The organism is Paenibacillus sp. NPDC056579, assembly GCF_042793215.1.
In the GTDB taxonomy this organism is placed as follows: Bacteria; Bacillota; Bacilli; order Paenibacillales; family NBRC-103111; genus Paenibacillus_S.
This window is the reverse complement of the sequence record NZ_JBHTVD010000001.1, coordinates 1,618,269-1,641,752: the sequence shown is the minus strand read 5'-3', so window position 1 is coordinate 1,641,752 and position 23,484 is coordinate 1,618,269. Positions and strand designations below refer to the sequence as shown.

General features: G+C 47.3%; 20 protein-coding genes. 16 read left to right on the top strand and 4 right to left on the bottom strand.

The window, feature by feature from the left end:
• The first annotated feature begins 236 nt into the window (after positions 1-236).
• The 3 genes from ACFQ88_RS07340 to ACFQ88_RS07330 all read left to right on the top strand — a co-directional run bounded on the left by ACFQ88_RS07340 (position 237) and on the right by ACFQ88_RS07330 (position 2,380).
• Positions 237-803, top strand: coding sequence for a DUF4871 domain-containing protein (locus ACFQ88_RS07340; RefSeq protein ID WP_379453389.1), 567 nt, complete (start codon positions 237-239; stop codon positions 801-803).
• A gap of 242 nt (positions 804-1,045) precedes the next feature.
• Complete coding sequence (locus ACFQ88_RS07335; protein ID WP_379453387.1) at positions 1,046-1,309, top strand: hypothetical protein; 264 nt, start codon at positions 1,046-1,048, stop codon at positions 1,307-1,309.
• A 510-nt stretch (positions 1,310-1,819) separates the two neighbouring features.
• Positions 1,820-2,380, top strand: a complete 561-nt coding sequence (locus ACFQ88_RS07330) for a hypothetical protein (protein WP_379453385.1) — start codon at positions 1,820-1,822, stop codon at positions 2,378-2,380.
• A 224-nt stretch (positions 2,381-2,604) separates the two neighbouring features.
• On the opposite strand, the gene ACFQ88_RS07325 is transcribed toward ACFQ88_RS07330, so the two are convergent.
• The 3 genes from ACFQ88_RS07325 to ACFQ88_RS07315 form a co-directional block, all read right to left on the bottom strand.
• Positions 2,605-3,960, bottom strand: a complete 1,356-nt coding sequence (locus ACFQ88_RS07325; protein WP_379453383.1) for a sedoheptulokinase — start codon at positions 3,958-3,960, stop codon at positions 2,605-2,607.
• Between the two features lie 29 nt (positions 3,961-3,989).
• Positions 3,990-5,195, bottom strand: coding sequence for an ATP-binding protein (locus tag ACFQ88_RS07320; protein ID WP_379453381.1), 1,206 nt, complete (start codon positions 5,193-5,195; stop codon positions 3,990-3,992).
• Positions 5,196-5,669: 474 nt separating this feature from the next.
• On the bottom strand, positions 5,670-5,843 hold the full coding sequence (locus ACFQ88_RS07315; RefSeq protein ID WP_379453379.1) for a DUF3973 domain-containing protein: 174 nt from the start codon (positions 5,841-5,843) through the stop codon (positions 5,670-5,672).
• 842 nt (positions 5,844-6,685) lie between these two features.
• Here ACFQ88_RS07315 and ACFQ88_RS07310 point away from each other — a divergent pair.
• From ACFQ88_RS07310 to ACFQ88_RS07295, 4 genes are all read left to right on the top strand, one after another.
• The gene (locus tag ACFQ88_RS07310) at positions 6,686-6,865 is read left to right on the top strand and encodes a hypothetical protein (RefSeq protein WP_239625059.1); all 180 of its coding nucleotides are present in this window, start codon (positions 6,686-6,688) and stop codon (positions 6,863-6,865) included.
• 356 nt (positions 6,866-7,221) lie between these two features.
• Positions 7,222-8,682 carry a DNA-3-methyladenine glycosylase 2 family protein gene (locus ACFQ88_RS07305; protein WP_379453377.1) on the top strand — a complete coding sequence of 487 codons (1,461 nt, stop codon included), beginning with the start codon at positions 7,222-7,224 and terminating at the stop codon, positions 8,680-8,682.
• Between the two features lie 12 nt (positions 8,683-8,694).
• Positions 8,695-9,234, top strand: a complete 540-nt coding sequence (locus ACFQ88_RS07300) for a methylated-DNA--[protein]-cysteine S-methyltransferase (protein WP_379453375.1) — start codon at positions 8,695-8,697, stop codon at positions 9,232-9,234.
• Between the two features lie 361 nt (positions 9,235-9,595).
• A complete protein-coding gene (locus ACFQ88_RS07295; protein WP_483875128.1) occupies positions 9,596-13,111 on the top strand; it encodes an OmpL47-type beta-barrel domain-containing protein in 3,516 nt (1,171 codons plus the stop codon).
• A 212-nt stretch (positions 13,112-13,323) separates the two neighbouring features.
• Here ACFQ88_RS07295 and ACFQ88_RS07290 read toward each other — a convergent pair whose 3' ends face one another.
• Positions 13,324-14,559 (bottom strand): multidrug effflux MFS transporter, encoded by a 1,236-nt coding sequence (locus ACFQ88_RS07290; RefSeq protein WP_379453371.1) that lies wholly within the window; start codon positions 14,557-14,559, stop codon positions 13,324-13,326.
• Positions 14,560-14,782: 223 nt separating this feature from the next.
• On the opposite strand from ACFQ88_RS07290, the gene ACFQ88_RS07285 reads away from it, so the two are divergent.
• The 9 genes from ACFQ88_RS07285 to ACFQ88_RS07245 all read left to right on the top strand — a co-directional run bounded on the left by ACFQ88_RS07285 (position 14,783) and on the right by ACFQ88_RS07245 (position 23,453).
• The gene (locus ACFQ88_RS07285) at positions 14,783-15,340 is read left to right on the top strand and encodes a helix-turn-helix domain-containing protein (RefSeq protein ID WP_239625053.1); all 558 of its coding nucleotides are present in this window, start codon (positions 14,783-14,785) and stop codon (positions 15,338-15,340) included.
• A 311-nt stretch (positions 15,341-15,651) separates the two neighbouring features.
• The gene (locus ACFQ88_RS07280) at positions 15,652-16,653 is read left to right on the top strand and encodes a Gfo/Idh/MocA family protein (protein WP_239625052.1); all 1,002 of its coding nucleotides are present in this window, start codon (positions 15,652-15,654) and stop codon (positions 16,651-16,653) included.
• Between the two features lie 45 nt (positions 16,654-16,698).
• The gene (locus ACFQ88_RS07275) at positions 16,699-17,667 is read left to right on the top strand and encodes an ABC transporter permease (protein WP_239625050.1); all 969 of its coding nucleotides are present in this window, start codon (positions 16,699-16,701) and stop codon (positions 17,665-17,667) included.
• Positions 17,667-18,548, top strand: coding sequence for a carbohydrate ABC transporter permease (locus tag ACFQ88_RS07270; protein ID WP_239625048.1), 882 nt, complete (start codon positions 17,667-17,669; stop codon positions 18,546-18,548). Before ACFQ88_RS07275 ends, ACFQ88_RS07270 begins: the two co-directional genes overlap by 1 nt.
• Positions 18,549-18,579: 31 nt before the next feature.
• Entirely contained in the window at positions 18,580-20,088 is a 1,509-nt protein-coding gene (locus ACFQ88_RS07265) for an extracellular solute-binding protein (protein ID WP_379453367.1), read from the top strand.
• Between the two features lie 24 nt (positions 20,089-20,112).
• Positions 20,113-20,475, top strand: coding sequence for a cupin domain-containing protein (locus ACFQ88_RS07260; RefSeq protein WP_239625044.1), 363 nt, complete (start codon positions 20,113-20,115; stop codon positions 20,473-20,475).
• Positions 20,476-20,539: 64 nt separating this feature from the next.
• Positions 20,540-21,307: a sugar phosphate isomerase/epimerase family protein gene (locus ACFQ88_RS07255; protein ID WP_379453365.1), complete on the top strand. Its 768-nt coding sequence runs from the start codon at positions 20,540-20,542 to the stop codon at positions 21,305-21,307.
• A 46-nt stretch (positions 21,308-21,353) separates the two neighbouring features.
• On the top strand, positions 21,354-22,595 hold the full coding sequence (locus ACFQ88_RS07250) for a Tm-1-like ATP-binding domain-containing protein (protein WP_379453363.1): 1,242 nt from the start codon (positions 21,354-21,356) through the stop codon (positions 22,593-22,595).
• A gap of 36 nt (positions 22,596-22,631) precedes the next feature.
• The gene (locus ACFQ88_RS07245; protein WP_379453361.1) at positions 22,632-23,453 is read left to right on the top strand and encodes a phosphoenolpyruvate hydrolase family protein; all 822 of its coding nucleotides are present in this window, start codon (positions 22,632-22,634) and stop codon (positions 23,451-23,453) included.
• The last annotated feature ends 31 nt before the right edge of the window (positions 23,454-23,484 follow it).

Below are 23,484 nucleotides of genomic sequence, written 5' to 3'. Positions count from 1 at the left end.
ATTTGAGCGGCGACATGAGTCCATAAGCATTCGGCGGACGTTATCCAGATATAGAGTAACGTTCTGCTGACTTAGCCCTACGGATCTAACGGGTACGAGATAGCTGAACGAAAAACAAGGAGCCTTTGCCACGACAGCTGCTCCTTGTTTTTATTTAGCGATTGGGTAGAAAAAAAGAAACAGATTGAAATTTAAGAACGTCTAAACATTATAAAAATCAATTCGGAGGTTAATGAATGACAAAAAAATGTTCTTATTATCTCATTTCTCTTTTAATATTCGCACTTGTCCTAACAAGCTGTTCAACTCAGACATTGCCCGAAAATGAAATGAATGAAAAAAATACTTCTCTAACTGTAAATACTCAGTCAAAAGGATGGGAAATAAGTCCAACATTTACTATTCCAGTTACATTTGGTGATAAAACAAAGGGCGAATATATTCTAGTTGGAACAGAAGGAAAGATAGGTTTTCTTACTGGCGGACATCCAATTGTTGCAGGGAACTCTCAGAAATATATGTGGCACTTTTGGGGTAGTACGCTAGAAGAGACGAAACAATTGTTCGGAAAGAAAATGGAAATTAGAGGAGTCAGCAAGCAAACAGGTAAAGAAATAAGTCTTTTTAAGGGTGGAGTTGGAATTCCAAATCCTAATGTTCAACCTCCTATCCCGAATAGCGATAACGTTGCTAAAGCGCCAACAATGATGTCTCTGCCTTCTGCAGGGATTTGGCGAATAGATGTTTACATTGAAGAAAAGCTTTTTGGCAGCGTTGTAGTTCAAGTATCCGAGCAAAAATAGGATTTTACCCTATAGACCTCGAATACAGGTTCTATTTAACTCACAAATGGAGTACGATAGCCCAATAATCAGAATCACATGCGCTATAAAATAATCGTTGGCTATAATCCCATTATATGTAATTTATAAGTGGTAAGAAAGTCTTTACAGTACCCCTTCCTGATCTGAAAATTATAAGCAATTGAATTCAGCGGATGATGCGTGACAGGTCAGTACTAAAACTAAAACTGGGGGGAAACTATATGTTTGATTATTTGACGCATTATTATAAAAAAGATTCAGTACCTTTTCAGACCTTATCAGCATTAACAAGATCTGAATCTTTAAAAGTAATGAATGAAATGAGCGATGACTCTCCTATATACTCAAGGTTTAATAAACCTAATGAATATATGGATAATAGAAGAAAAGTAGAGGAATGGTTGAAAAATAAATTTATCGAGAAAGGCTGTGAACCAACTGATCTATACCCATTTATACTGTGCTCGGGACTTCTAAGTCGATAGAAGAACATTCGATAAATTATACAAGCAAGGACTGTTTTTAACAAGGGATTTTTGGCTGACGTGGAGAGGACAACATTCCCTGGAGGTGCCATTCCTTATATTGAAGCACAAGTATGGAATCATGACTTTTAAAAGATTATTATTACAAATTAAGTACATAAAAAATGACGGGTACTTTCACCGGTAATTAAATGTTACATAATTGAAATCTTATTTTCACGTGGTATTAATCATTCAATACTATAATAAAATCTGACCCCCTTTTAAAATATAACTCAGACCCTCAGCCCATTGCTGTGGGTCTCTTTTTTGGAATAAACTTCGAATATTTTATTTGCAAATTTTTATTAGGATGCACTTAGCGTATTGTGTTGCTCTTGCCAAGAAAATCAAAAGTGGGAAAATTACTGCAAACAACACAAGTTTGGGAGCGGTACTTATGCAACAATACTAAGCTAGTTTCGTCTAATTACACATGGGGATGTCTACCATTCTGATGAGGTGATAAAAGTGTGGAAAAGGACAACTATGCTTTTACTGATTTATTTGTTAGTATTCGGTACGTGGCTTGTGGTCGAGCCTTTCACTGTCAATGCATGCTCTTGTGCTGGACCCCCAAGCATTGAAGATCAATTGAATCGAAAAACAGCCATTTTTAAGGGCAAAGTATTGAGTTTGACAAAACCTGTTAATGGGATGATTTGGTCTTCAGCAGATCCTGTAAAGGCTCAATTCGAAGTGAAAACGGTATGGAAGGGAGAATTGAGTTCTCAAACGACTGTTTACACAGCATTGAGTTCGGCAAGCTGTGGATATGAAGGATTCGAAGTAAATGAAGAATATATCGTTTTTGCTTACGGTGAGCCAGATCGACTTGAAACAGGACTTTGTGAAGGAACTAAGACTATTGCTTCCGCACAAGGAGAGCTTAAAGCATTGGGGACAGGATATGAACCCTCTAAGATAACAAACCCTCATGAAGATAACCGATCCGTCATAGTTTTAGTTCTAGCAATTTCTCTAACATTATTCATCTTGCTGGTCATATCATTAAGAAGGCGACAACGATAGGCATCTGTTTTTTCAGTCCAAGACTGCCGCTGGCTTATATTATCGGTTTACTTCAACAGTGATAATCTAGGACTTTCGAGCATCTGCAGATTAGCTACTATAAGCTTTATTTTATAACTTGGCATCTGTATTACAGTGGTAAAAATGGGTGCACGGGGGAAACGGTGTTTGGGATTTAGCATTAATTAACCGCGTTGATTCCGCCCTGTGGTTTACCATTCATGCTACGATCTGCCCGGAGAAGACGTGAAGTCTTTATATAGACCGATCCCAACTCCTGCACAGATCGCAGCCCCATAGGAGGCTTCTTCCGCGTACTTCGGCAGCTCAAGGGGCAGCATAAAAGCTTGTGCCAGCCTGCTGCGCAATGCTTCGTTTTGCCGTACGCCGTTGCCGGAACCGACCAAGACTTTGCGGCTTTGTTTCAACGATTCCGGGAGCTTCAAATAATACGCAAACAATTCCTCGGTCATTCCCTCCAAGAAACCGGCAACCAGATGCTGCGGCAAGAAATTATCGGCTGAGATCTGGCTGATCGCTCCACGCTGAGCCGGATCCTCCCTCGTTCCAAAAAAATGTGTATGGACTTGCAGTCCCTCGCCAGGCGGAATCTTTGCCGCTGCCAATGCCAATGCGTTCATTCTTTCGTACAGACTTTCCTCGGAGCCCGCAAATACAGTGCATACCTCCCTAAAAAAACGCTCTAGGAGCGCATAGGACTTCCCGCCACCAAGCGGCGCACCGACGAGAATATACCCGCCTCCCGGGAAAGGACGGGTTTCCAAGCCCTCCAGCTGGAGAAGTTGATTGGAAAATACGGAAATTTGCGAGCCTGTACCTATGTTCACGAGGATGGAATGCTCAATATCCCGAACGGCCCCCAGGAAGCTGGCCTGGTTGTCGCCTGCCGCGCAAGCAACAGGCACTCCATGTTCCGTTTGACCGATCAAGGTACCCGTCGGCTTTATGAGAGGAAGAATGGAAGGGGCAATTCTAGCAGCTCGCAATGCTTCCTGATCGAACTGCCCAGTCTTCAGATCAAAGCATCCCAAGCTGGCCGCTAGCGTAGGATCGATAATGGGTTCCTTGGCACCGCACAGCTTCATTGCAATAAAGTCAGCTATTGTGCACAGCTTCACGGCCTTCTCCGGTATATTCCCTTGTACCGTATTGTAGTAATGCGTAACCATTCCGAACCCAGGGGAAACGGGGCTGGCAGTCAGCAGAGATAAATGCTCTGCGTAGGAGGTGCTTCCGTCGAACGGTAGTGAGCCTCTCTTGTCCAGCCACGTGTAGAGCGGTGAAATAGGGATCCCCTGTACGTCAACATACAGAATTCCATGCATCTGCCCTGTAATGCCGATGCCGCCGATCTCCACATCATCGCTGCTCAATTCGGCAAGCACCTCACGAACCGTATGCCAAATCCACTCGGGATTTTGACAGTGCTCCCATGAATTTGCCGTATTACACTCGGAATGATTATCTTTTATCATCGATTTTCCGATATCGCCGCTGTTTCCATCCACAAGAACACCGCCAATGCTCGTCGTACCGATGTCGAGTCCGATCAAGTACATCCGCATTTTCTCCTTCAGCGTTTCAGATATTAAAGGACATTCAACAATTGCTGACGATCATTGGAGTCTAGAGCCATGTGAATGAGATGGACCACCATCTTTTTCTGTTCCCGGTTCAAGTCGATGAATATCTTTGGTGCCGCTTGATACATCTCGCGGATCACGGATTCGAGCTCTTCTTTTTTGAGCCGATCCTCCGGTATATCCAAAAAGGGAGGAAACGCATCGGCTTCAGCAAAATCCTGAATAACGACATCGGAATAAGTCTTTAGATACGGCTTCCTTTTTTGCTTAATCAATGCACTAACCTCATCGATCATGAACAAATACTCTTCACTTCGTTTGTTTGCGCCGAAACCGAATTCCAGCTGTTCGCTGTCCGGCTCGGTATCAAAATCAAAATGGTCAAAAAACGAACTTTGAATATAAACGCTGTGATAAAAGGAGTCACTTTTATTATTAAAGGTTGTTGGCTGCTTATGCTTCTCTGTTAGCGTTGAATCTATGAAATAGATTTTGGAATGCTCGTGATTGATTCGGTCATTCCACTGAATATATTTCAGATGAAATACCGTTTGGGTCGGTTTATGCACGATTTCGCACCATTCCTTTTCTCTAATAAGGCTGGAATAGTCCAGCGGGCTTCCGTCCACTTTTAAATCGAAGCCCTTGTCCGAATTCAACTCAAGGAACCACCCGAACTCTCTGCACAAATAAGCTATCAGCTCTTCGTAAACGAATTCTTTTATGATGTTGTGGAAGGTTACGGTTGTCCCTGTGCCTTGAACGTCATTCGCCGGAACTGCCCCAGTAGCCTCATAAGAATCCATACGGTCCGAACGAACATGAATCGTGTACGTCTTGTAGGAAGCCCCGTCCTCATACGTAGTGCTCCACAAAGCATCGGAAGCGAAACGATGAAACGTTAAACGGCCGATGCCGTTTTTTCCATGCATGGCTGAGGTTACGCGAAGACGTTTGCCGGGATCGAACTGCTTCTCCGATTCGTAAAAAGGAGTAAACTTGCGCTCCAGCGCGTCACGATCTATACCATATCCGTTATCCGCAATAGTGATTTGGTCGATACCGCCCATCAGGTTTTTTTGAAGCTGAACATCTACAGACGTCGCGAGTGCATCAAATCCGTTCCATATGTATTCGGAAATCGCTTGAAGATAATTAAACTTGCGAAGCGTTTTCTCAATTCCTTTTGAGGTGATCCTAATTCGGTTCAAAAAAAATCCCTCCTTTTAAGTGTTGAGCACAGCGAACAGCAAGCTGAACATACTCCTCAAACCGCTGCTTGACAAGTCCGCTTGTCACATCGCCTTGATGGATGCATCTCGTCCCCGAAATGAACATCAACGTTCACGGCATGCAGCTCCGTGCAAATACCGACAGCTCCTGCTTCCTGGGACAAATTGTGAATACAAACTAATGGACACCTTTTTTTCTCTTATTTACTAGTTTAATGTATTTACTTGTAATTTGTAAGCGGTTTAAATTGTCGAATGCTGTATGGGCAAGCGCAAGCTGGAGGGCGGACATATATAAGTGTTAAAAGAAAATATACCATTAGATTGAGATTTAAAGGGTACAAGTCCTCCATAATGTAACTAAACACAAAGTACAGTTTGACCGAGTATATGAAGAAGAAACCACTCCTGACAATGAAGTGGTTTCTTTGGTTTAAACGATCCAATTTGAACTTAAGCTGTAGCTAATTCCTTTTCGAAAACATTACAGGTACACTCTCTTTCAAGATTACAAACTCCTGCATTATAAAGAGTTGAATCAATGTAATGGAACCCTGAATTAAAAATTAGGATTTGTTCTGATTCAGAACGCAAGTGGAGTTCTTTACACTGGATGCAATAGTACATTGGATCACCTCGTAATATACGCTTCAAAGATGTATACCATACTTCGACAATTTGATTGTCTAACAATAATTTAGGGGCGATGGGACGTTCTCCAATACGTCGAGTCCAATATTTCGGGCGACTTCTATCAGGTCCGTTTCAAGGGAAACTTCAAGCTGTTCTGGAGTGAATTATACACTTAGCTCTACAGTAGTTTTTGTAACATCTTTTATTGGATTATTTAGCTTCTTTCCGCAACTCGAACATGCACCTACATGATAAACATAACCTGAAATGCGCTTGTAATCTGTTTTAAAAAAGTACATCACATTGTCTTCAGGTACAATTCTGCAACATTCACAACAGTAAATACGAGATTGTACAATGGACACAGCATCCCCACCTTCAAAATTTGTGCCCGATGCGAGAAATCTCAACAGTCTTTGTGCTCCTGTTGCTGCGATAATCCGTTTGCGTCAGGTCATACTTTTTGCGAAATAATTTGCGAATTATGACGTACTTTCTGATAGCCTTCCCGTCTGGCGACGTCGGCCACCTTACTACATGGATCGCGCAGCATTTCCTTGGTTCGACGAGTCCTATTATGCAGCTCTCAGCAAAAATTTACAATGTAGGAACTTAAGGATTCTGGTTTGCTTTTTCTTGGAATAGAATTGCTTATCTCAACGAACCTTCAGGTTTGGGATTGGACAGATGACGCGAAAACCGATCCAAAGGTTGCCAACATAGGTCTTCCTCGGTCCATCTGGATGCGGGACATTACTTCCATAAATTCCTGAATAAAAAGTCAATATAAAACGAATAATTGCCTAGTAATGAAATCAACCTTAAGGAGGCTTGAAATGACTGAAAACAACCAGTTTGATGAAGTCGAAGACTTCGCGAGCTTTGAAGCTACGTCGGATATGACTGCGGCTGAGATGCCAGTTGAAAGCGAAAACCCTGATGATCATGATCCGATAAAAGAGAATCAATTCTTATATCCGCCGATTCATGCGCATCCCCGAAATGACTTAGAATAGTGTCATCTGTCAATGTACCCCGACAAATAAGTATCCGATGAAATTTAGTTCTAGTCAAAAAGATACGATAGCTCGATTGAGGCTGCCGACACAGATGCAGCCATTTTTTTGAAACCTCTTGAATATTGTCAATATCTTCTTCATTCATCGGATAATTAATATCCCCGCCAGCCTCTAGGGTCAGCGGGGATTTGTCTCTTCCAAAATGCCACTAAACCTCTGACACTTATGCTTAATAAACAGAACTCATCGGGGCGTTATCGTCAATCTGTCACCTCAAAAACCATGTCCGAAAATGGCCAGACCTTTTCGTACAACATGATATAATAAAACCAGGTCAGGAAAGGAGGTACCAGGTGACAGATAACAAAGATGCTCTGTATGCAGCGTTCAAGGCAAAAGACGCACGGTTCGACGGACGCTTTTTTGTAGGCGTATCGTCTACGGGAATTTATTGCCGTCCTGTGTGCCGGGCTAAGCAACCAAAGCCGGAAAACTGCACTTTTTATGCCACCGCAGCGGCAGCGGAGCAAGCGGGATACCGCCCATGCCTTATATGCAGGCCTGAGCTTGCACCTGGCACTTCAATCACCGACGCTACCGCTAATTTAGTTTATCGAGCAGCAAGAATGTTAGAAGAATGCAGCGGAAGCGGGCAAAGTTTAGAAGAAATAGCCGGGCGACTTGGTTGTACGGACCGACATTTGCGGCGCGTTTTTACAGCAGAGTACCATGTGTCACCGGTTCAGTATTTGCAAACATGCAGATTGCTCCTTGCCAAAAACCTGCTCACAGACACAGATTTGCCGGTACTGGAAGTTGCGATGGCGGCGGGCTTTGGCAGCTTGCGTCGTTTCAACGGCCTTTTTAAGAAACAGTACAAGCTTTCGCCCACGGCCTTACGAAAACGGACTGCTGAAGAAAAAAAGCATAAAGACAACATTACTTTATCATTGAGCTACCGTCCGCCTTATTCTTGGGACGAAATGCTGCATTTTTTGGCCGGACGCACAATAGCAGGAATTGAAGTTGTAAAAAACGGTGAATACATGCGTACCGTGCATGTGGTAAACGCAGATGGAAAGCCTGTATATGGTTGGGTGCGGGTGGGGCATGATCCTAAAAAGTATGCATTAAGCGTTACCGTGAGTGAAACATTACTGCCGGTACTGCCGCAAGTATTAGCACGGATACGACATCTGTTTGACTTATATTGCGACCCGGGTGCGGTGTATGAAACACTTCGGGTAATGAACGATATTCGACCCGGTCTTTGTGTTTTGGGAGCCCGTCTGCCGGGGTGCTTCAATGCGTTCGAAATGGCAGTACGGGCGGTGCTGGGACAGCAAATTACAGTGAAATCGGCAAGCACATTGGCGTCAAGGATTGTCCAAACTTACGGCGCGCCTATACAAACTGCGATTGAGGGCTTGACCCATATCTTTCCTTTACCCGAAGATCTATTGTCTTTAGGCGGAGCGATTGAAAATTGCTTCGGAGTGTTAGGTGTTACCGCTGTACGGTCAAATACGATTTATGAACTGGCACGAGCATTCGTGCAGGGGGAAATTGATTTTGACCTCCCGGCCCAGCCGGAGGAAGAGATGAAAAAGCTGATGGCGATTCGCGGCATCGGAAGCTGGACAGCGCAGTACATTGCTATGCGGGCTATGGAATGGCCGGACGCTTTCCTTGAAACCGATGCGGGCGTCAAAAAAGCATTACAGCCCTACACATCAAAGGAATTACTGAAAATGGCGGAAGCATGGCGGCCGTGGCGCAGTTATGCCACCATCAACCTTTGGAACACGCTTTAAGGAGGCAGGAACATGTATTATCAGACAACCTATCCGTCACCCGTAGGAATCATTACACTTGCAGCTGATGGAAGTGGTCTTGTTGGCGCATGGATTGAGGGGCAAAAGTATCACGGGGCTACTATACCTGAAGATATGATAGAGCGTGGCGACATGCCGTTATTCGATACCGTAAAAAAATGGCTCGACAAATACTTTGCGGGCGAGAAGCCCGACATTTCAGAATTGCCGCTCTGTCCCATTGGCAGCGGGTTCCGTCAAGAGGTATGGAGCATTCTATGTGAAATACCTTACGGCGAGGTGATTACCTATGGCGACATTGCAAAAAAAATGGCGGCAAAGTTGAACAAGGAAAGCATGTCAAGCCAAGCAGTAGGTGGAGCAGTTGGGCATAATCCGATTTCAATCATCATTCCCTGCCATCGAGTTGTAGGTTCAAACGGCAGCTTGACGGGATACGCCGGGGGTGTTCATAAAAAGGTGAAATTGCTTGAATTGGAGGGTGCCGATATGTCGGGGCTGTTTGTGCCTACAAGAGGCACAGCTCTTTGATAGTGAAAAGAAGGTTCAACACGCTGAATGAGGCGTGTTTTTTTTTGCTAGAGCAATGGTCCGTCATTTCGCCGCGCCTTTCGGGGTTTTTTCAATTTGCAGGATACCCGGACCTGGAGACTACACTTCCTATCTATCATTAGACGTTGAAATCAGCCGCGGTTAAGGCAGCACGCTCCTTTAGCACCATTTTTTCGCGTAATCCCTACTAAATGCCTATTTTTTACAAAAAACTATCATTTCTCGAATGATGAAAATGATATGATGAAATAGTTATACGATTGTATATTACATGCACAGGAGGGATTTTGTGGGAAATTTAAAGATATTTAAATCTGTCGTGTTGAAATCGGCGCTTGTATTGTCATTAGTGCTCCCCGTGCAAGCAGGATGGTTCGGAAACGGACCTGCTGCGTTAGCCGAGGGACCGTCGGATCCGTCCCCTTTCATCGATGCGAAGGTCGTAAACGAGAATGCCGGCAAAAAAGTGCTTTTCGACAACACTCATGCTCAGACAGCGGGTGCGGCAGACTGGGTCATTGACGGAGGATTTTCCGATTTCGGCAATGCTCTGGCCAACAACGGCTATTATGTGAAGGAGCTGCGCAAAGCGGCGCCGTTCACCTACGATGATTTGAAGCCCTATGATGTTTTTGTCATTGCGGAACCGAATATTCCTTTCAAGCAAACCGAGCAAGCGGCTATGGAGCAATACGTGAAGGACGGGGGAAGCTTATTTTTCATTGGCGACCACTACAATGCGGACCGTAATAAGAACCGCTGGGACGGCAGCGAAGCGATAAACGGCTATCGGCGCGGAGCTTGGGAAGATCCGGCCAAAAGCATGAGCACTGAGGAAAAAAGCTCCGCGGCAATGCAAGGCATTGTCAGCTCCGACTGGCTAGGCGAGAAGTTCGGCATTCGCTTCCGCTACAATGCGCTGGGCGATATTACGGCCAACCAAATAGTAGCTCCTGACCAGGCATTCGGCATTACGACCGGCGTTTCGAACGTAGCCATGCATGCGGGCTCGACGCTGGCCATTATCGATCCTGCCAAAGCCAAAGGGATCGTATATTTGCCGACTACTCAGGAAGCGTGGCCTAACGCTGTGGATCAGGGCGTATATAACGGCGGAGGCGTTGCCGAAGGACCTTATGCCGCCGTATCCAAGCTGGGCCTGGGCAAAGCTGCGTTTATCGGCGATTCCTCGCCGGTTGAGGACGCCACGCCTAAATATTTGCGTGAGGAAAACGGCGCGAAGAAAACGACCTACGACGGGTTTAAAGAGCAGGACGATGCGATACTGCTAGTGAATATCGTGAACTGGCTATCCAAAAAGGAAAGCTACACAAGCCTGGATCAGGTGAGCGGGCTGCAGCTTGACCAGCCTACGGCGCTCCTTCCATTCGAAAAGCCGGAGTTGTCGACGGAACCTCAGCCGGAGCCGTGGGCGGCGCCTGCAGCCGGCTACAAATGGTGGGACAGCTCGACTTTCAAGCCAGGCTCGTACGGAGGTCCGACAACGAGCGCTAACGCGATTTACAACTTCGTACATCAAGCGCAGCTTCCGAATGTACAGGAGTTTCAGATCCGCGCCGTTGCGGATAATCTCCCGGCCAATGCGACGGTAACCGGCTTTAGCGCAGGCATTTACCTGACGGGCGGCACTCAGGTGGCCATGGTACAAAACGCCGACGGCACATGGCCTACCGCATACGGCTACAGTCAAACGTTCAGTTTGACTGCGAACAGCAAAGGCCATGCTTACAAAGATTTGACAGTTCGAATCAAGCCGGGAACAAGCGGTTCGGCTAACCTCAGATTGAGACAAAACGGCAACAATCTTATCACCAAAACCGTATCGCTCGCGAATGTTCCGGCAGAGCCGCTGCCGAGCGAAGAAGATCCGATCCCTGCGAGAATTTCGATCGCGGAAGCACGCGGCAAAGCGGCAGGCACCGTAGTCACAATTGAGGGCGTCGTGACGACGGAGCCGGGTGCTTTCGGCGGCCAGGCGTTTTATTTGCAGGATCAAACCGGCGGCATCTATGTGTTCCAGAGCCTGAGCGGCTTCCATCAAGGCGATACGATTAAAATAACTGCGCCCTTGGCCTTGTATAACTCCGAGCTGGAGCTGACTGATCCTGTGGCGATCGAGAAGAGGGGAACGGCGCCGCTTCCCGCTCCTGTACAGACATCCGCGGTGAACGATGCGAATCAAGGGCAATTGATCGAGCTGCGAGATGTCACGATTCGCAATATTGTGAGCGCGGCACCCGCAGGCTCTTTCGAATTTGATGCGGTGAAGGATGGGGTAAGCAACCATGTGCGGGTTGACGTTCGCACTGGCATCAAGCTGGAAGACTTTCCTTATCAAGACGGCCAGACCGTTCATATTAAAGGCGTTGCAGCTATTTTCAAAGGCGTCTACCAACTGAAGCCGAGAGGACTAAGCGACTTTTCGCAGCTTGCCGACACTACGCCGCCCGTAACGACGGCTTCGTTGTCCGCCGCTCCAAACGAAACCGGCTGGCATAATCAGGATGTAACGGTAACGCTGACGGCATTGGATGATCGTCCGGGCACGATTGTGACGCAATATTCCACGAACAGCGGGGCTGCAACCGTTTATACGGAGCCTGTTGCCGTCCAGACGGAAGGACTTATTACAATCTCCTATTTTTCCACCGACGCTGCGGGCAATGCGGAGGCCAGCAAGTCGATCCAGGTGAAATTGGATAAAACGGCACCTTCCGTCGTACTGACGCAATCCGGCCAACCGGTTAAAGATGTGACGGAAACCGATACCCTTCTTTTTGCCTTGACCAGTACGGATGCTCTGTCCGGAGTTGCGGTTCAGAAGCTGCTGTTGGATGGAAAGGAAATTGCTATTGGTCAGCCTGTGAAAGCGGCGGACCTTGGCGTAGGCGTTCATACGGTTCAGTATAGCGTCACGGATGCCGCCGGTAACAGCGCAGAGAACAGCGATACGTTCAAAGTCAACGCCAGCGCGTCACTAAGCCAGGTCACGCTTGCCGTATACAAAACGACGCTGAATCCTGCCGAAACAACAACTTCCCAAATCAGCGGCCTTATGAGCAGCGGCGCGCCAGCCGATTTGACCAAAGCGATTGTCGTCTATTCGAGCGATAACGCATCTGTTTCCGTAGATGAGCAAGGCAGTATCAGGGCTGTGCAAGAAGGACGGGCACAAGTGAAAGCGAGCGTGACGCTTGACGGGAAGACGGTCGGCTCCAATTCAGTGACGATCACGGTAACCAAGCCGCTTTCGAACGGAGCTCCAGGGGCGCCGGTATTGTCCGACAACAACGGGCAGGACAACGGATTGAAGGACGGCAGTTATTCCGTCACAATGAACATGTGGTGGGGAAATAACGGCACCGAGTTCAAGCTGTATGAGAACGGCGTTATAATTAACAGCACAACTTTAACCGATGCTTCCCCAGGCGCACAAACGGTCAGGACGGATATTTCCGGAAAATCGAACGGCACTTATACGTATACGTGCGAGCTGATAAACTCTTTTGGCAAAACGTCCTGCCAACCGCTAGTAGTCAAAGTGACCGACGCTATGCCGGGCAAGCCGGTATTGTCCCATGACAACTGGGATAACGACGGGAACTACAAGATTACGATGAATATGTGGTGGGGAACGAACGGCTCCGAGTACCGCCTCTATGAGAACGGAAACCTGATCGAAACGAAAAAGCTGAAAGAAGCGACGCCGAATGCACAGAGCGCGGTGACAGAATTGTCAGGCCGTACGCCAGGCGAATATGTGTACTACGTTGAGCTTCTCAATGCCTCAGGCGTTACAACCAGTGCCAAGCTGACCGTTAAGGTGAGCAAATAACTTGAGAACAAGAATAACCCGGTCTGCTCATCAGGCCGGGTTTTTTATTAGCATAAGCTGCGGAGAAGTTTTCTTAAATGTTATATCTGATGTCGGACCCCGTCTGTCGGTTGTGGCTGTGAGGAATCGACTTGATTCTTGGACATAAGTACAACAAAACAGCCAAACACCTCGATTCAAGGTTTGGCTGTTTCGTTTCATTTATCATTGTTTCAGAATTGCTCCACTACATCTTTACTCAAAGCATCCTGCTTTTTATTCGAACTTCGTTTAACTAAAAGGATGTAGGACAGCATCGCTGCTGCACTTGTTGTCAAAATAATGACACCGAGCGGAACAGCCGTGCTTTCCCCGGCAATGCCGACTAGCGGAGAAACGACCGCACCAAGCAAAAAGGGGATAACGCCCATCAGTGCAGCCGCACTACCAGCCATATGGCCCTGGCTCTCCATCGCAAGAGGAAAAGCTGCCGTGGATGTAATCCCGATGGCCGCTACGAAGAAAACGAGCGGAATTACGAGTGCGTACAGCGGCCCGTGGAACATCGCAACCAATAAGACAGCGATGCTGGCAGCGCCGGCAAGCCATAGACCGAACAGCAGGAAGGTCTGTTCTGACACGCGGGAAGCCATTCGACCGACCAACTGCGAGCCGATAATAAGGGAGATTCCATTTGATCCGAACAACAGAGCAAATACCGTAGGGGAAACTCCGTAAATATTTTGATAAATAAAAGGAGTTCCGGAAACGTACGCGAATACCCCCGCGATCATGATCCCCTGCGCGAGCATATAGCCCGTAAATGAGCGATCACGCAAAAGCGATCCATAGTTTCGCAGTTGCTGAGTAAAATCGCTGGGACTGCGGCGCTCGATAGGCAGCGTCTCTTGGAGACTCCATTTGGTCATGGCAAGGAGGTAAGTTCCCAGCAGCGCCAAAGCGATAAATACGCCGACCCAGCTTGTGAGCGCTAGAACACCGCTTCCCGTTACCGGTGCCACAAGCGGGCCCAAATTCCCGACAAGCAAGAGAAGCGAGAAAAATTTGGTGAGCTCGTGACCACTAAACAAATCGCGAGCAATTGCACGGGAGATGACGATACCCGCCGACGCAACAAACCCCTGCACGAGTCGAGACAGAATCAGCAGCCAAATATTCGGTGAGATCGCACAAGCTAAAGCTGCCACAACATAGATTACCATGGAAATGAGAAGCGGCTTGCGCCTTCCATAGACGTCGCTAAGCGAACCCATGACCAGTTGGCCGATGCCAAGTCCCAATAAACAGGCGGTTAAGCTGAGCTGGACGAGGGAAGCTGTCGTACCGAAACGCTCAACAATTTGAGGAAAAGCGGGCAAATACATATCGATGGTAAAAGGCCCGAGTGTCGAAAATAAACCAAGCAGCAGAGCTAATCTAAAGGTAGTCTGGCTATTCTTGCTAGTCATCGTATCAGTTTCTCCTATTCTTCATTCCATATCCGGAACTCTTCTCTCTATTTTGTATCAACATATCATAACTGTACTCGTTTTGACAACAGTTTTAATCGGACGTTGCCGTGGATGATTTGGAAGGATAATAAAGACCAGGCAGGTTAACTTCTTGACTTATTCAATAGGATGTAGTTATGATAAACGAAGTTGAATTATATTAACCTAGGAGAAAAGGCATATGATGGACCTTGGAAGTAAAATTAAAAAGCTTCGTATTGAACAAAATAGAAGTCTATTAGATATTGCTAATGCCTGCGGATTTTCAAAAAGCTTGTTGTCTAAAATCGAAAATGGCAAAACGATTCCCCCCATCTCCACGTTAGTGAAAATAGCTGAAGCACTTGGAACGAGAGTATCCATATTACTGGATGATCAGGAGCGGACGGGCACTATATACACCCCCAAGGAAATGAGCCATTCCAAGCTTGTCAAAACCGATAAGGGCTACTCCTTTTTTACGTTTGCCGTTGAACGCAGCGAAAAGCTGATGCAGCCGTTTTTATTCGTTTCCCGAAAGTCGGAGCAAGACAATAAAAACGTTTATAGCCACAACGGTGAAGAGTTTATTTTTATCTTAGAAGGTGAGATGAAGTATAAGGTAGGCAATGTAGAATATAGCTTGAAGCCGGGAGACAGCCTCTATTTTGATTCCATTGAGAAGCACGCTTTGTTTCCTATGACAGAAGAGGTCAAGTACATTGCTGTATTTACTCAATCTAGATCTAATAACGGCTAGGGATTAAATTATTAATGAGTAGAGCATTTACATTGAGGTGGAGCAGGTGATACTGTTCCGCTTTTTTTGTTGTTCTTTTCAAAAAAAATGAATTGCAAAATAGGTTAAGCTGATGTAAACTTTTATTCAACAACGTTGAATAATAATCACCTAGTTTAAGTTAAAGAAATATCGTTGAACAAGATTCTGTGTGTAAGGAAGGGATGATGCTTTTGAGATTTCTAGGATAAATATGACAGCGGTTACAACCACGTTATTTGTTTTTTTAGTTGTGAACATAATCCAAGAAACTAAAGGAGCGAAATGTGAAGATGAAAAAGTACAAAGTGGGAATTATCGGAGCGGGCGGCGTCACTGAACTTCATTTCGTAGGGTATAAGGAACATCCTGAGCGCATTGAAATTACAGCGCTTTGCGATCCAAACGAAGAAGCGCTTCACGCCAAAGCGGATAAATACGGAGTGCCGCAGCGATTTACAGAGGTACAGGACTTTATCGAGAACAGCGGGATTGACGTAGCCGTGGTGTGCACGCCGACATCGATCCGCAAGCAAATTCTATTTCCTCTGATTGAGGCTGGCTTACCGGTATTTGTAGAAAAACCGTTCTCCGATACACTTGAGGAAGCAAAGGAAATTACAGAGAAGGCGGAGAAGCATGGCGTGCCCATTTCCGTCAACCAAAACTTCAGACGTCACTTTCCGTTTGAGCTGCTTCAAGGAAAGATTGCGGATGGACTTATCGGTAATGTGACATCGCTCTTGTTTACGAACCTATTCTTCAGACAGGATGCAGGCTGGCGCCTGGATTGTGAACGACATGCCATGTCGGTTATGGGGATCCATTGGTTTGATGGCTTCCGGAAAATTTTGGGCAGTGATGCCTTATCGGTCGTGTGCCAGAACCGTTCCTCTTCAGCCGTTCAATGCAAGGGGGAGACGGATGCGACGGTTCAAGTCGTATATGAGAACGGTGCGGTGGCGACCTATGTTCAGAGCTTTTCTTCAGCCTTCAATCGAGGCGAGCTGATCGTCATCGGTGAAACCGGAACGATTGTCGCCGGACATACTTCCGCGAGTTTATACCGCAAGGGGGAGAAGACACCTGAAGTGACATGGGAAAATCATGTATCTCGCGAGGTGGCGACCTATGAGGGGCTGAACCAATTACTTGTGTCCATCGAGACCGGCACGGAAGCACCGAACAGCTCGAGAGACAACCTGAAGACGATTACCGTTCTCGATGCCGCTTACGTATCAGCTAATGAACAGCGGATTGTCTACCTGAATCAGAAGCAAAGCGTTCAAGTATGACGCTATCAAGCATGAACTAAATAAGTAAAGTGGAAGGTAGTGCATATGGATACACACTCACAATCTACTGCTTTGCAATCATCTATCAATGTTGATCAGAAAAGAAAACCGCGGACGATTTTATCGGATATCAAGCGCGATAAGTACTTGTATTTGCTGGTGCTTCCCGGAATTATCTTTTTCCTGATTTTTAAGTATTTACCCATGTGGGGGATTGTTATCGCCTTCCAGGAATATTCTCCCTACGCGGGGATATGGAAAAGCGAATGGGTCGGGCTTGAGCATTTTGTTCGTTTTTTCTCCAATCCGGACTTTATTATCTTATTTCGCAATACGATGGTCATCAGCTTATTGAACCTTGTCTTCTTCTTTCCGTTACCGATCATCTTGTCTTTAATGCTTAACGAAGTGAGTAATCGGGTGTTTAAAGGGGTTATTCAATCCATCGTATATCTGCCGCACTTTTTGTCGTGGGTTATTATTGTGGGCATTTCGTTTCTGCTGCTGTCGCAGACTTCCGGGGTCGTCAATATGATTTTCAACTGGATGGGCTTTCCCAAATACGACTTTCTCACCAATACCGATACGTTCTGGGGTGTGCTGGTCGCTCAAAATATTTGGAAAGAAACCGGCTGGGGCACGATCATCATTTTAGCGGCAATCACTGCTGTGGATCCACAGCTGTACGAAGCAGCCAAGATAGATGGGGCAAACCGGTGGCTGCAGGTTTGGCATGTCACCTTACCTGGAATCCGGAGTGTCATCCTGGTTCTGCTGATCTTAAGACTGGGTCATATTATGGATGTAGGCTTCGAGCAGGTGTTTCTGATGAATAACGGGGCGGTATCCCAGTATGCGGATGTATTCGAAACTTATGTGTACCGGAATGGGATCCAGAGCGGCCAGTTTAGCTATAGTACCGCAGTCGGCTTATTCAAATCCGTAGTTGGACTGGTGTTAGTCATTTTGGCGAATCGATTGGCTAAACGTATGGGCGAGGAAGGTGTCTACTAATGAAGCTAAGCTTGGGGGATCGGATCTTTAACGGCTTGAATACCGCTGTGCTCCTTATCATCGGCTTACTCACGATCTTTCCTCTCTATTATGTGTTTATCGTTTCGTTCACGGATCCAATAGAATATATGCAGAAAAGCGGGTTTGTGCTGTTTCCGGAAAGCTGGTCGCTTGCAGCCTACAAGTATTTATTGGATACCGATATGTTCAAAAACGCCACACTGGTTAACTTATTTCTGGCTTCTGTCGGAACCGGGCTGAGCTTGATCTTTACTTCCGCCATGGCTTTCGGCATGTCACGCAAACGGCTGCGGGGCAGAAAACTCATGATGCTGATGATCTTATTGACCATTCTGTTCAATCCGGGCATTATTCCCAATTACTTAATTGTCCGTGATCTGGGTATGATCAACAGCGTGTGGTCGCTGATTATTCCAGTGCTGGTCAGCGGGTGGAATGTGATATTAATGAAAAGCTTTTTTGATAGCATTCCCGCCGAGCTGGAGGATGCGGCGATGATCGACGGCTGCAACGATCTAAGCACCTTTTTCCGTATCGTGCTCCCGCTGTCAGCGCCGGCCTTGGCGGCTTTCGGCTTGTTTTATGCCGTCGGCTATTGGAATACGTTTTTCAACGCCATCTTGTTTATTAATGATTACACCAAGGCGCCTCTTCAAGTGGTTTTGAGGATGATGATCGTCGATTCCGAAACATCCACAGGCGGGGCGGCTGCAGCTGAAATGGTGTCGGAGAATCAGCTTCCCAAGCAAACCATTAAAATGGCTGCCGTTGTCATCGCGACGCTCCCCATTCTGGCAGTATATCCGTTTTTACAAAAGCATTTCGCTAAAGGCGTTATGCTTGGCTCGGTCAAAGGCTGACCGCGGTTATTATTAACTAGGGGGTCATGAAATGAACACAGGGTCAAAGAAGCATGGACTCATTGCCACGCTGTCTGTAATGACTTTGCTTGCAACGGCATGCTCGGGTGGAGGTACAGGAAGTGAGCCTCAGCCGGGTGACGGTAAGACGGAAGCGCCGATGGAGCTGAACATTTTCAGTAACTTTTCGATCGCTCAGCCGCCGTCGCCGGATAACCCCGTCACGAAGGAATTTGAGAAACGAACCAATACGAAGCTGAACATCACTTGGGTATCGGATACGGTGTTTGATGATAAGCTTAATGTCCTATTGGCTTCAGGCGATCTCCCGGATATGATCCGTTTACCAAGTATCAATCAAGCCCAATTTCAGACGATGGTGAAGCAAGGGGCATTCTGGGATCTGACCCCTTATTTGAAAGACTATAAGAACCTTATGGATTCACCAAAAAGCATGTGGGATAACCAAAAAATCGGCGGCAAGAACTATGTAGTGCCCATTGTGCGTCCCTTGGAGGGAGGTACCACATTTTTCATCCGTAAAGACTGGGTGGAGAAGCTGGGACTGAAAATGCCAACCACGCTTGACGAGTTATATCAGGTAATGAAGGTGTTCAAAGAGAAGGAGCCGGACGGGAAGAAGGATACGTTCGGTTATACGATGAGGACTCACGACCAGATCGAGTTCATTTATACAGGCTCCAGCAGCAAGTGGAAGGAGAAGGACGGCGGGCTTATCGATATTACCTTTACACCTGAGATGAGAGAATCGATACTATTCCGGAAAAAGCTGTTCGACGAAAAGCTGATACCGCCCGATTTTTCAGTCATGAAAAACGAACAGTGGGTTGATCTGGCAACATCCGGCCGAGTTGGCGTAACGACGGAAACGATCGAAGCCATGTGGCGCTGGACCTATGATCAATGGAAGCGGGATCCGAAGGTGAACTGGGAGCCGATTGTTTCCTTGGAAGCGGGAGCAGGACCCTTCCAGCAGCAGAACAGCGGATTTATCGGAGTCTTCGCCATACCGAAGAAGGTTCCCGAGGCAAAGATGCGCAAGCTTCTGTCCTTGCTTGATTATGGTGCCTCCGCGGAAGGCAGCACTTTATCCCAATATGGCATCGAAGGCGTCCACTATAAGAATGAAGACGGCTTCTTCGTGACTAATGAGCAAGCGGTCAAAGATAACCTGGGAACAGGATCGTTCGGTAAGCTGTTTATGAAGCACGACCCATACATGTATGCGTATGCGCCCGGGATGCCTAAAGAAATTTTCGAGAAAAACAAGAAAATTATCGATGCCAAATCCAAAATCAGCGTACCTATTCGCGATATCGGTCTTGTGTCGGAAACAAATAACAAGCTGGGCGCCGACTATAACAAAAAAATTGCCGATTTAAAAATTCAGGTAATTATGGGTAAGGCGGGTATCGATGCATGGGATAAGTTCGTCGCGGATTTGAAGCAGGATCCCAACTACCAGAAAATTATCCAAGAAATGAACGCCGCATACAAAGAGCGTTTAGCAGCTAAGTAAACATAAAAAAAGGAGAATGAGTGAATGGCAACCATATCCGATTTAAGAAAGCAGCAAGCGGAACGATTACTGAACGAAAGCTGGGGCAAGATTCAATGGCTGTGCGGCCAGGAAATAGATCCTGCCAGCGAAATGACCTTTGGCATGGTGTACATTAATGCCGGTCAATCCAACCCGAGGCACGTGCATCCGAATTGTGAGGAAATCATCTTTGTCCTCTCCGGTGAATGCGACCACACTTTAGGGGATGAAACTTACCATTTGGAGCCGGGCATGATGCTGCGGATCCCCCGCAATGTACCTCACAATGCGACGACTACCAGCTGGGAGCCATGCCGAATGATTATTACTTACTCCGCTCCTGACCGTCAAACCATCGGAGAATAAGGTAGAATGTCACCCGAGGAGGTTCAACGCTTTCTCGGGTTCATTTCAGAAAGGGAGGAAAACCATGGCAATCAAATTAGCGTTTTCAAGACCTACAGCCTCCATTGAGGAACAGACACTGCTGATTCGGAACTATGGCGCAGCAGGCTATGATGGACTTCAGCTGAAGGGTGGACAGTATGCGGCGTATTTGGAGCAGCCGGAGGCATTTAAGGAAATGTGGGGAAATCCGTCTGGACTCGGCTCTGCACTCATAACCGGCGGACGTCTGGATGCGTCCGGAATTGACCAGCTTCGCAGCGTTTTCCGATTTGCCTCCAAGATCGGTACGGAGCGGATTGTTTACTGCCATGGGCTCTCCAGAGCAGCCGTTACAGCGGATGATATCCGGAGGTATGCCGATATTTTGTCTGAGCTCGGATTGGAATCACAGCAGCAGTATGGAGTGAAGCTGTCGCTTCATCACCACTATGATAACCCGGTCATGCACCGGGAAGATTTGGATGTCTTTTTTGAGCAAGCACGCGATCAATCGGTAGGGCTGACCGTGGATACGGCCCATCTGGTGAAGTCCGGCATTCATGATGTGGCCGAGGTGATCCGCAGCTTCGGGCAAATCATCGATAACTTTCATTTAAAGGATTTTGAGCAAGGGGAATGGCGTGTATTAGGTCAAGGCGCTATAGATTTCTCGCCGATCTTCGAAGCAATAAATAATATTGGTTATAACGGTTGGATCTCTGCAGATGAGGAAAGCGGCGGAGAAGTGATGGAAGGGATGCAGGCATGCTGCGCCTTTATCAGGAATGGCTTGCGGCAAGCGGTAAGCTGACCGAGCGCTTGACCTCGCAATAACAGAGCCATAAGGAGCTGAGGATATGAGGAAAAAAGCGATTCTGATCGGAGCCCTGGATACGAAGGGACAGGAGTACCTTTTTGTCAAAACGATGTTGGAAGCTTGCGGTGTAGCAACCTATGTGGTGGACACCGGGATTCTTGGCGAACCGTTGTTGTTCCAACCGGATGTAACGGCCGACGAAGTAGCTAGAGCAGGCGGAGCCTCGATTGAGGAGCTTCGCCGTCTGAATGACCGGGGGACGGCAGTTGCAGTGATGACGCGCGGAGCCGCCGAAGTCGTTACCGTTCTAGAGGCTCAGGGGCTTGTAGGCGGCATCTTAGGAATGGGCGGGACAGCAGGTACGACGGTTGCGGCTTCGGCGATGCAGGCACTGCCTATCGGTGTACCCAAACTGCTGGTTTCGACGGTCGCTTCTGGGAATACAAGACCCTACGTAGGCGTGAAGGATATTATGATGATGTATTCCGTCGTCGATATTGCCGGTATGAATCGATTGTCTCGCCGTATTTTGAGCAATGCGGCTTATGCGCTGGCCGGAATGATTCAGCAGCAGGAGTCGGAACAGGAGCTGGCGGAAAGCGAGAATAAGACAACCATTGGAATCACGATGTTCGGTGTAACGACGCCTTGTGCAACCCGCGTCAGGGAGAAGCTGGAGGCGAATGGCTTTGATCTGCTTGTCTTCCATGCCACGGGAACCGGGGGTCAAGCCATGGAGGAACTGGTCAAGGCCGGCTATATACAAGGAGTCGCAGATATCACGACTACCGAGCTGGCCGACGAACTGGTCGGAGGTATCTTTACAGCAGGATCGAATCGGTTAGAAGCATCTGGTGCTGCAGGAATACCACAGGTAGTATCTGTGGGTGCTCTTGATATGGTTAATTTTGGCCCTCCGGAGACGGTACCGGATCGGTTCAAGGACCGGTTATTTTATCAGCATAATCCTACGACGACTTTGATGAGAACTACGGTTTCGGAGAACTCGGAGTTGGGGCGTATTCTTGCAACCAAGCTAAATGCAGGCAGTGCGCCTACAGTCGTTGTTTTTCCAAAGGCAGGAGTTTCATTATTGGATATGGACTCCAAGCCTTTTGAGGGAAAGGAACAACGCCAAGCCTTATATGATGGCATTAAACAAAATTTACGAAGCGACATCCTGCTGATAGAACTGGAGCACGATATCAACCATCCGGCTGTAGCCGATATCATAGCGGATCAGCTGCTGCAATTGATGCAGCAGCCTGTTAAGGGATCTTGAGCAAATAATTAATTAGGATCAGAAGGGGATTAGACGATGGCCATTGCAAGACAGGACATATTGAAGCGACTGCGTTCCCAAGTGGAGCAAGGGCGATTTATTGTAGGTGCCGGTGCAGGAACCGGTTTATCGGCAAAGTGCGCCGAGGCCGGCGGAGTCGATTTAATTATTATTTATAACTCGGGAAGGTACCGAATGGCAGGCAGAGGCTCTCTGGCCGGTCTGCTGCCATACGGGGATGCCAATCAAATCGTGGTTGATATGGGGTCCGAGGTGCTGCCGATCGTGCGTGATACTCCGGTGCTGGCCGGTGTATGCGGAACAGATCCATTCAGAATCATGGATGTGTATTTAATGCAATTGAAGGCTATGGGCTTCTCCGGGGTCCAAAACTTTCCAACTGTCGGATTGATGGATGGTGTCTTCCGTCAAAATCTCGAGGAAACCGGCATGGGCTATGACCTCGAGGTCGAAATGATACGAAAAGCGCATGAGCTGGATCTGCTGACAACTCCTTATGTCTTTAATGAAGAGGAGGCCATCAAGATGGCCGAAGCCGGGGCGGACGTCCTCGTGGCGCACGTCGGCCTGACAACGAAAGGAAGCATCGGAGCTGCTACTGCACTTACGTTGGACGAATCCGTCGACCTCGTGCAGCGAATTCATGATGCGGGGAAATCGGTAAAGCCGGATATCTTGGTGATCTGTCACGGCGGGCCGATTTCCGAGCCGGAGGATGCCGGGTATGTGCTTAAGCGGACCCGCGGTGTGTCCGGTTTCTTCGGCGCTTCCAGCATCGAGCGGCTGCCTACCGAAATTGCCATTACGGAGCAGGTGCGCAAATTCAAAAGCTTGTAAGTCACAGGTGCCGTTGCGTCTGCAGACAGGG

Excerpts from the sequence above, each read along its gene's own strand:
- ACFQ88_RS07340 (WP_379453389.1), top strand. The coding sequence starts at position 237 with ATGACAAAAAAATGTTCTTATTATCTCATTTCTCTTTTAATATTCGCA.
- ACFQ88_RS07335 (WP_379453387.1), top strand. The coding sequence starts at position 1,046 with ATGTTTGATTATTTGACGCATTATTATAAAAAAGATTCAGTACCTTTT.
- ACFQ88_RS07325 (WP_379453383.1), bottom strand. The coding sequence starts at position 3,960 with ATGTACTTGATCGGACTCGACATCGGTACGACGAGCATTGGCGGTGTT.
- ACFQ88_RS07315 (WP_379453379.1), bottom strand. The coding sequence starts at position 5,843 with ATGTACTATTGCATCCAGTGTAAAGAACTCCACTTGCGTTCTGAATCA.
- ACFQ88_RS07310 (WP_239625059.1), top strand. The coding sequence starts at position 6,686 with ATGACTGAAAACAACCAGTTTGATGAAGTCGAAGACTTCGCGAGCTTT.
- ACFQ88_RS07300 (WP_379453375.1), top strand. The coding sequence starts at position 8,695 with ATGTATTATCAGACAACCTATCCGTCACCCGTAGGAATCATTACACTT.
- ACFQ88_RS07290 (WP_379453371.1), bottom strand. The coding sequence starts at position 14,559 with ATGACTAGCAAGAATAGCCAGACTACCTTTAGATTAGCTCTGCTGCTT.
- ACFQ88_RS07285 (WP_239625053.1), top strand. The coding sequence starts at position 14,783 with ATGATGGACCTTGGAAGTAAAATTAAAAAGCTTCGTATTGAACAAAAT.
- ACFQ88_RS07280 (WP_239625052.1), top strand. The coding sequence starts at position 15,652 with ATGAAAAAGTACAAAGTGGGAATTATCGGAGCGGGCGGCGTCACTGAA.
- ACFQ88_RS07275 (WP_239625050.1), top strand. The coding sequence starts at position 16,699 with ATGGATACACACTCACAATCTACTGCTTTGCAATCATCTATCAATGTT.
- ACFQ88_RS07270 (WP_239625048.1), top strand. The coding sequence starts at position 17,667 with ATGAAGCTAAGCTTGGGGGATCGGATCTTTAACGGCTTGAATACCGCT.
- ACFQ88_RS07265 (WP_379453367.1), top strand. The coding sequence starts at position 18,580 with ATGAACACAGGGTCAAAGAAGCATGGACTCATTGCCACGCTGTCTGTA.
- ACFQ88_RS07260 (WP_239625044.1), top strand. The coding sequence starts at position 20,113 with ATGGCAACCATATCCGATTTAAGAAAGCAGCAAGCGGAACGATTACTG.
- ACFQ88_RS07255 (WP_379453365.1), top strand. The coding sequence starts at position 20,540 with ATGGCAATCAAATTAGCGTTTTCAAGACCTACAGCCTCCATTGAGGAA.
- ACFQ88_RS07250 (WP_379453363.1), top strand. The coding sequence starts at position 21,354 with ATGAGGAAAAAAGCGATTCTGATCGGAGCCCTGGATACGAAGGGACAG.
- ACFQ88_RS07245 (WP_379453361.1), top strand. The coding sequence starts at position 22,632 with ATGGCCATTGCAAGACAGGACATATTGAAGCGACTGCGTTCCCAAGTG.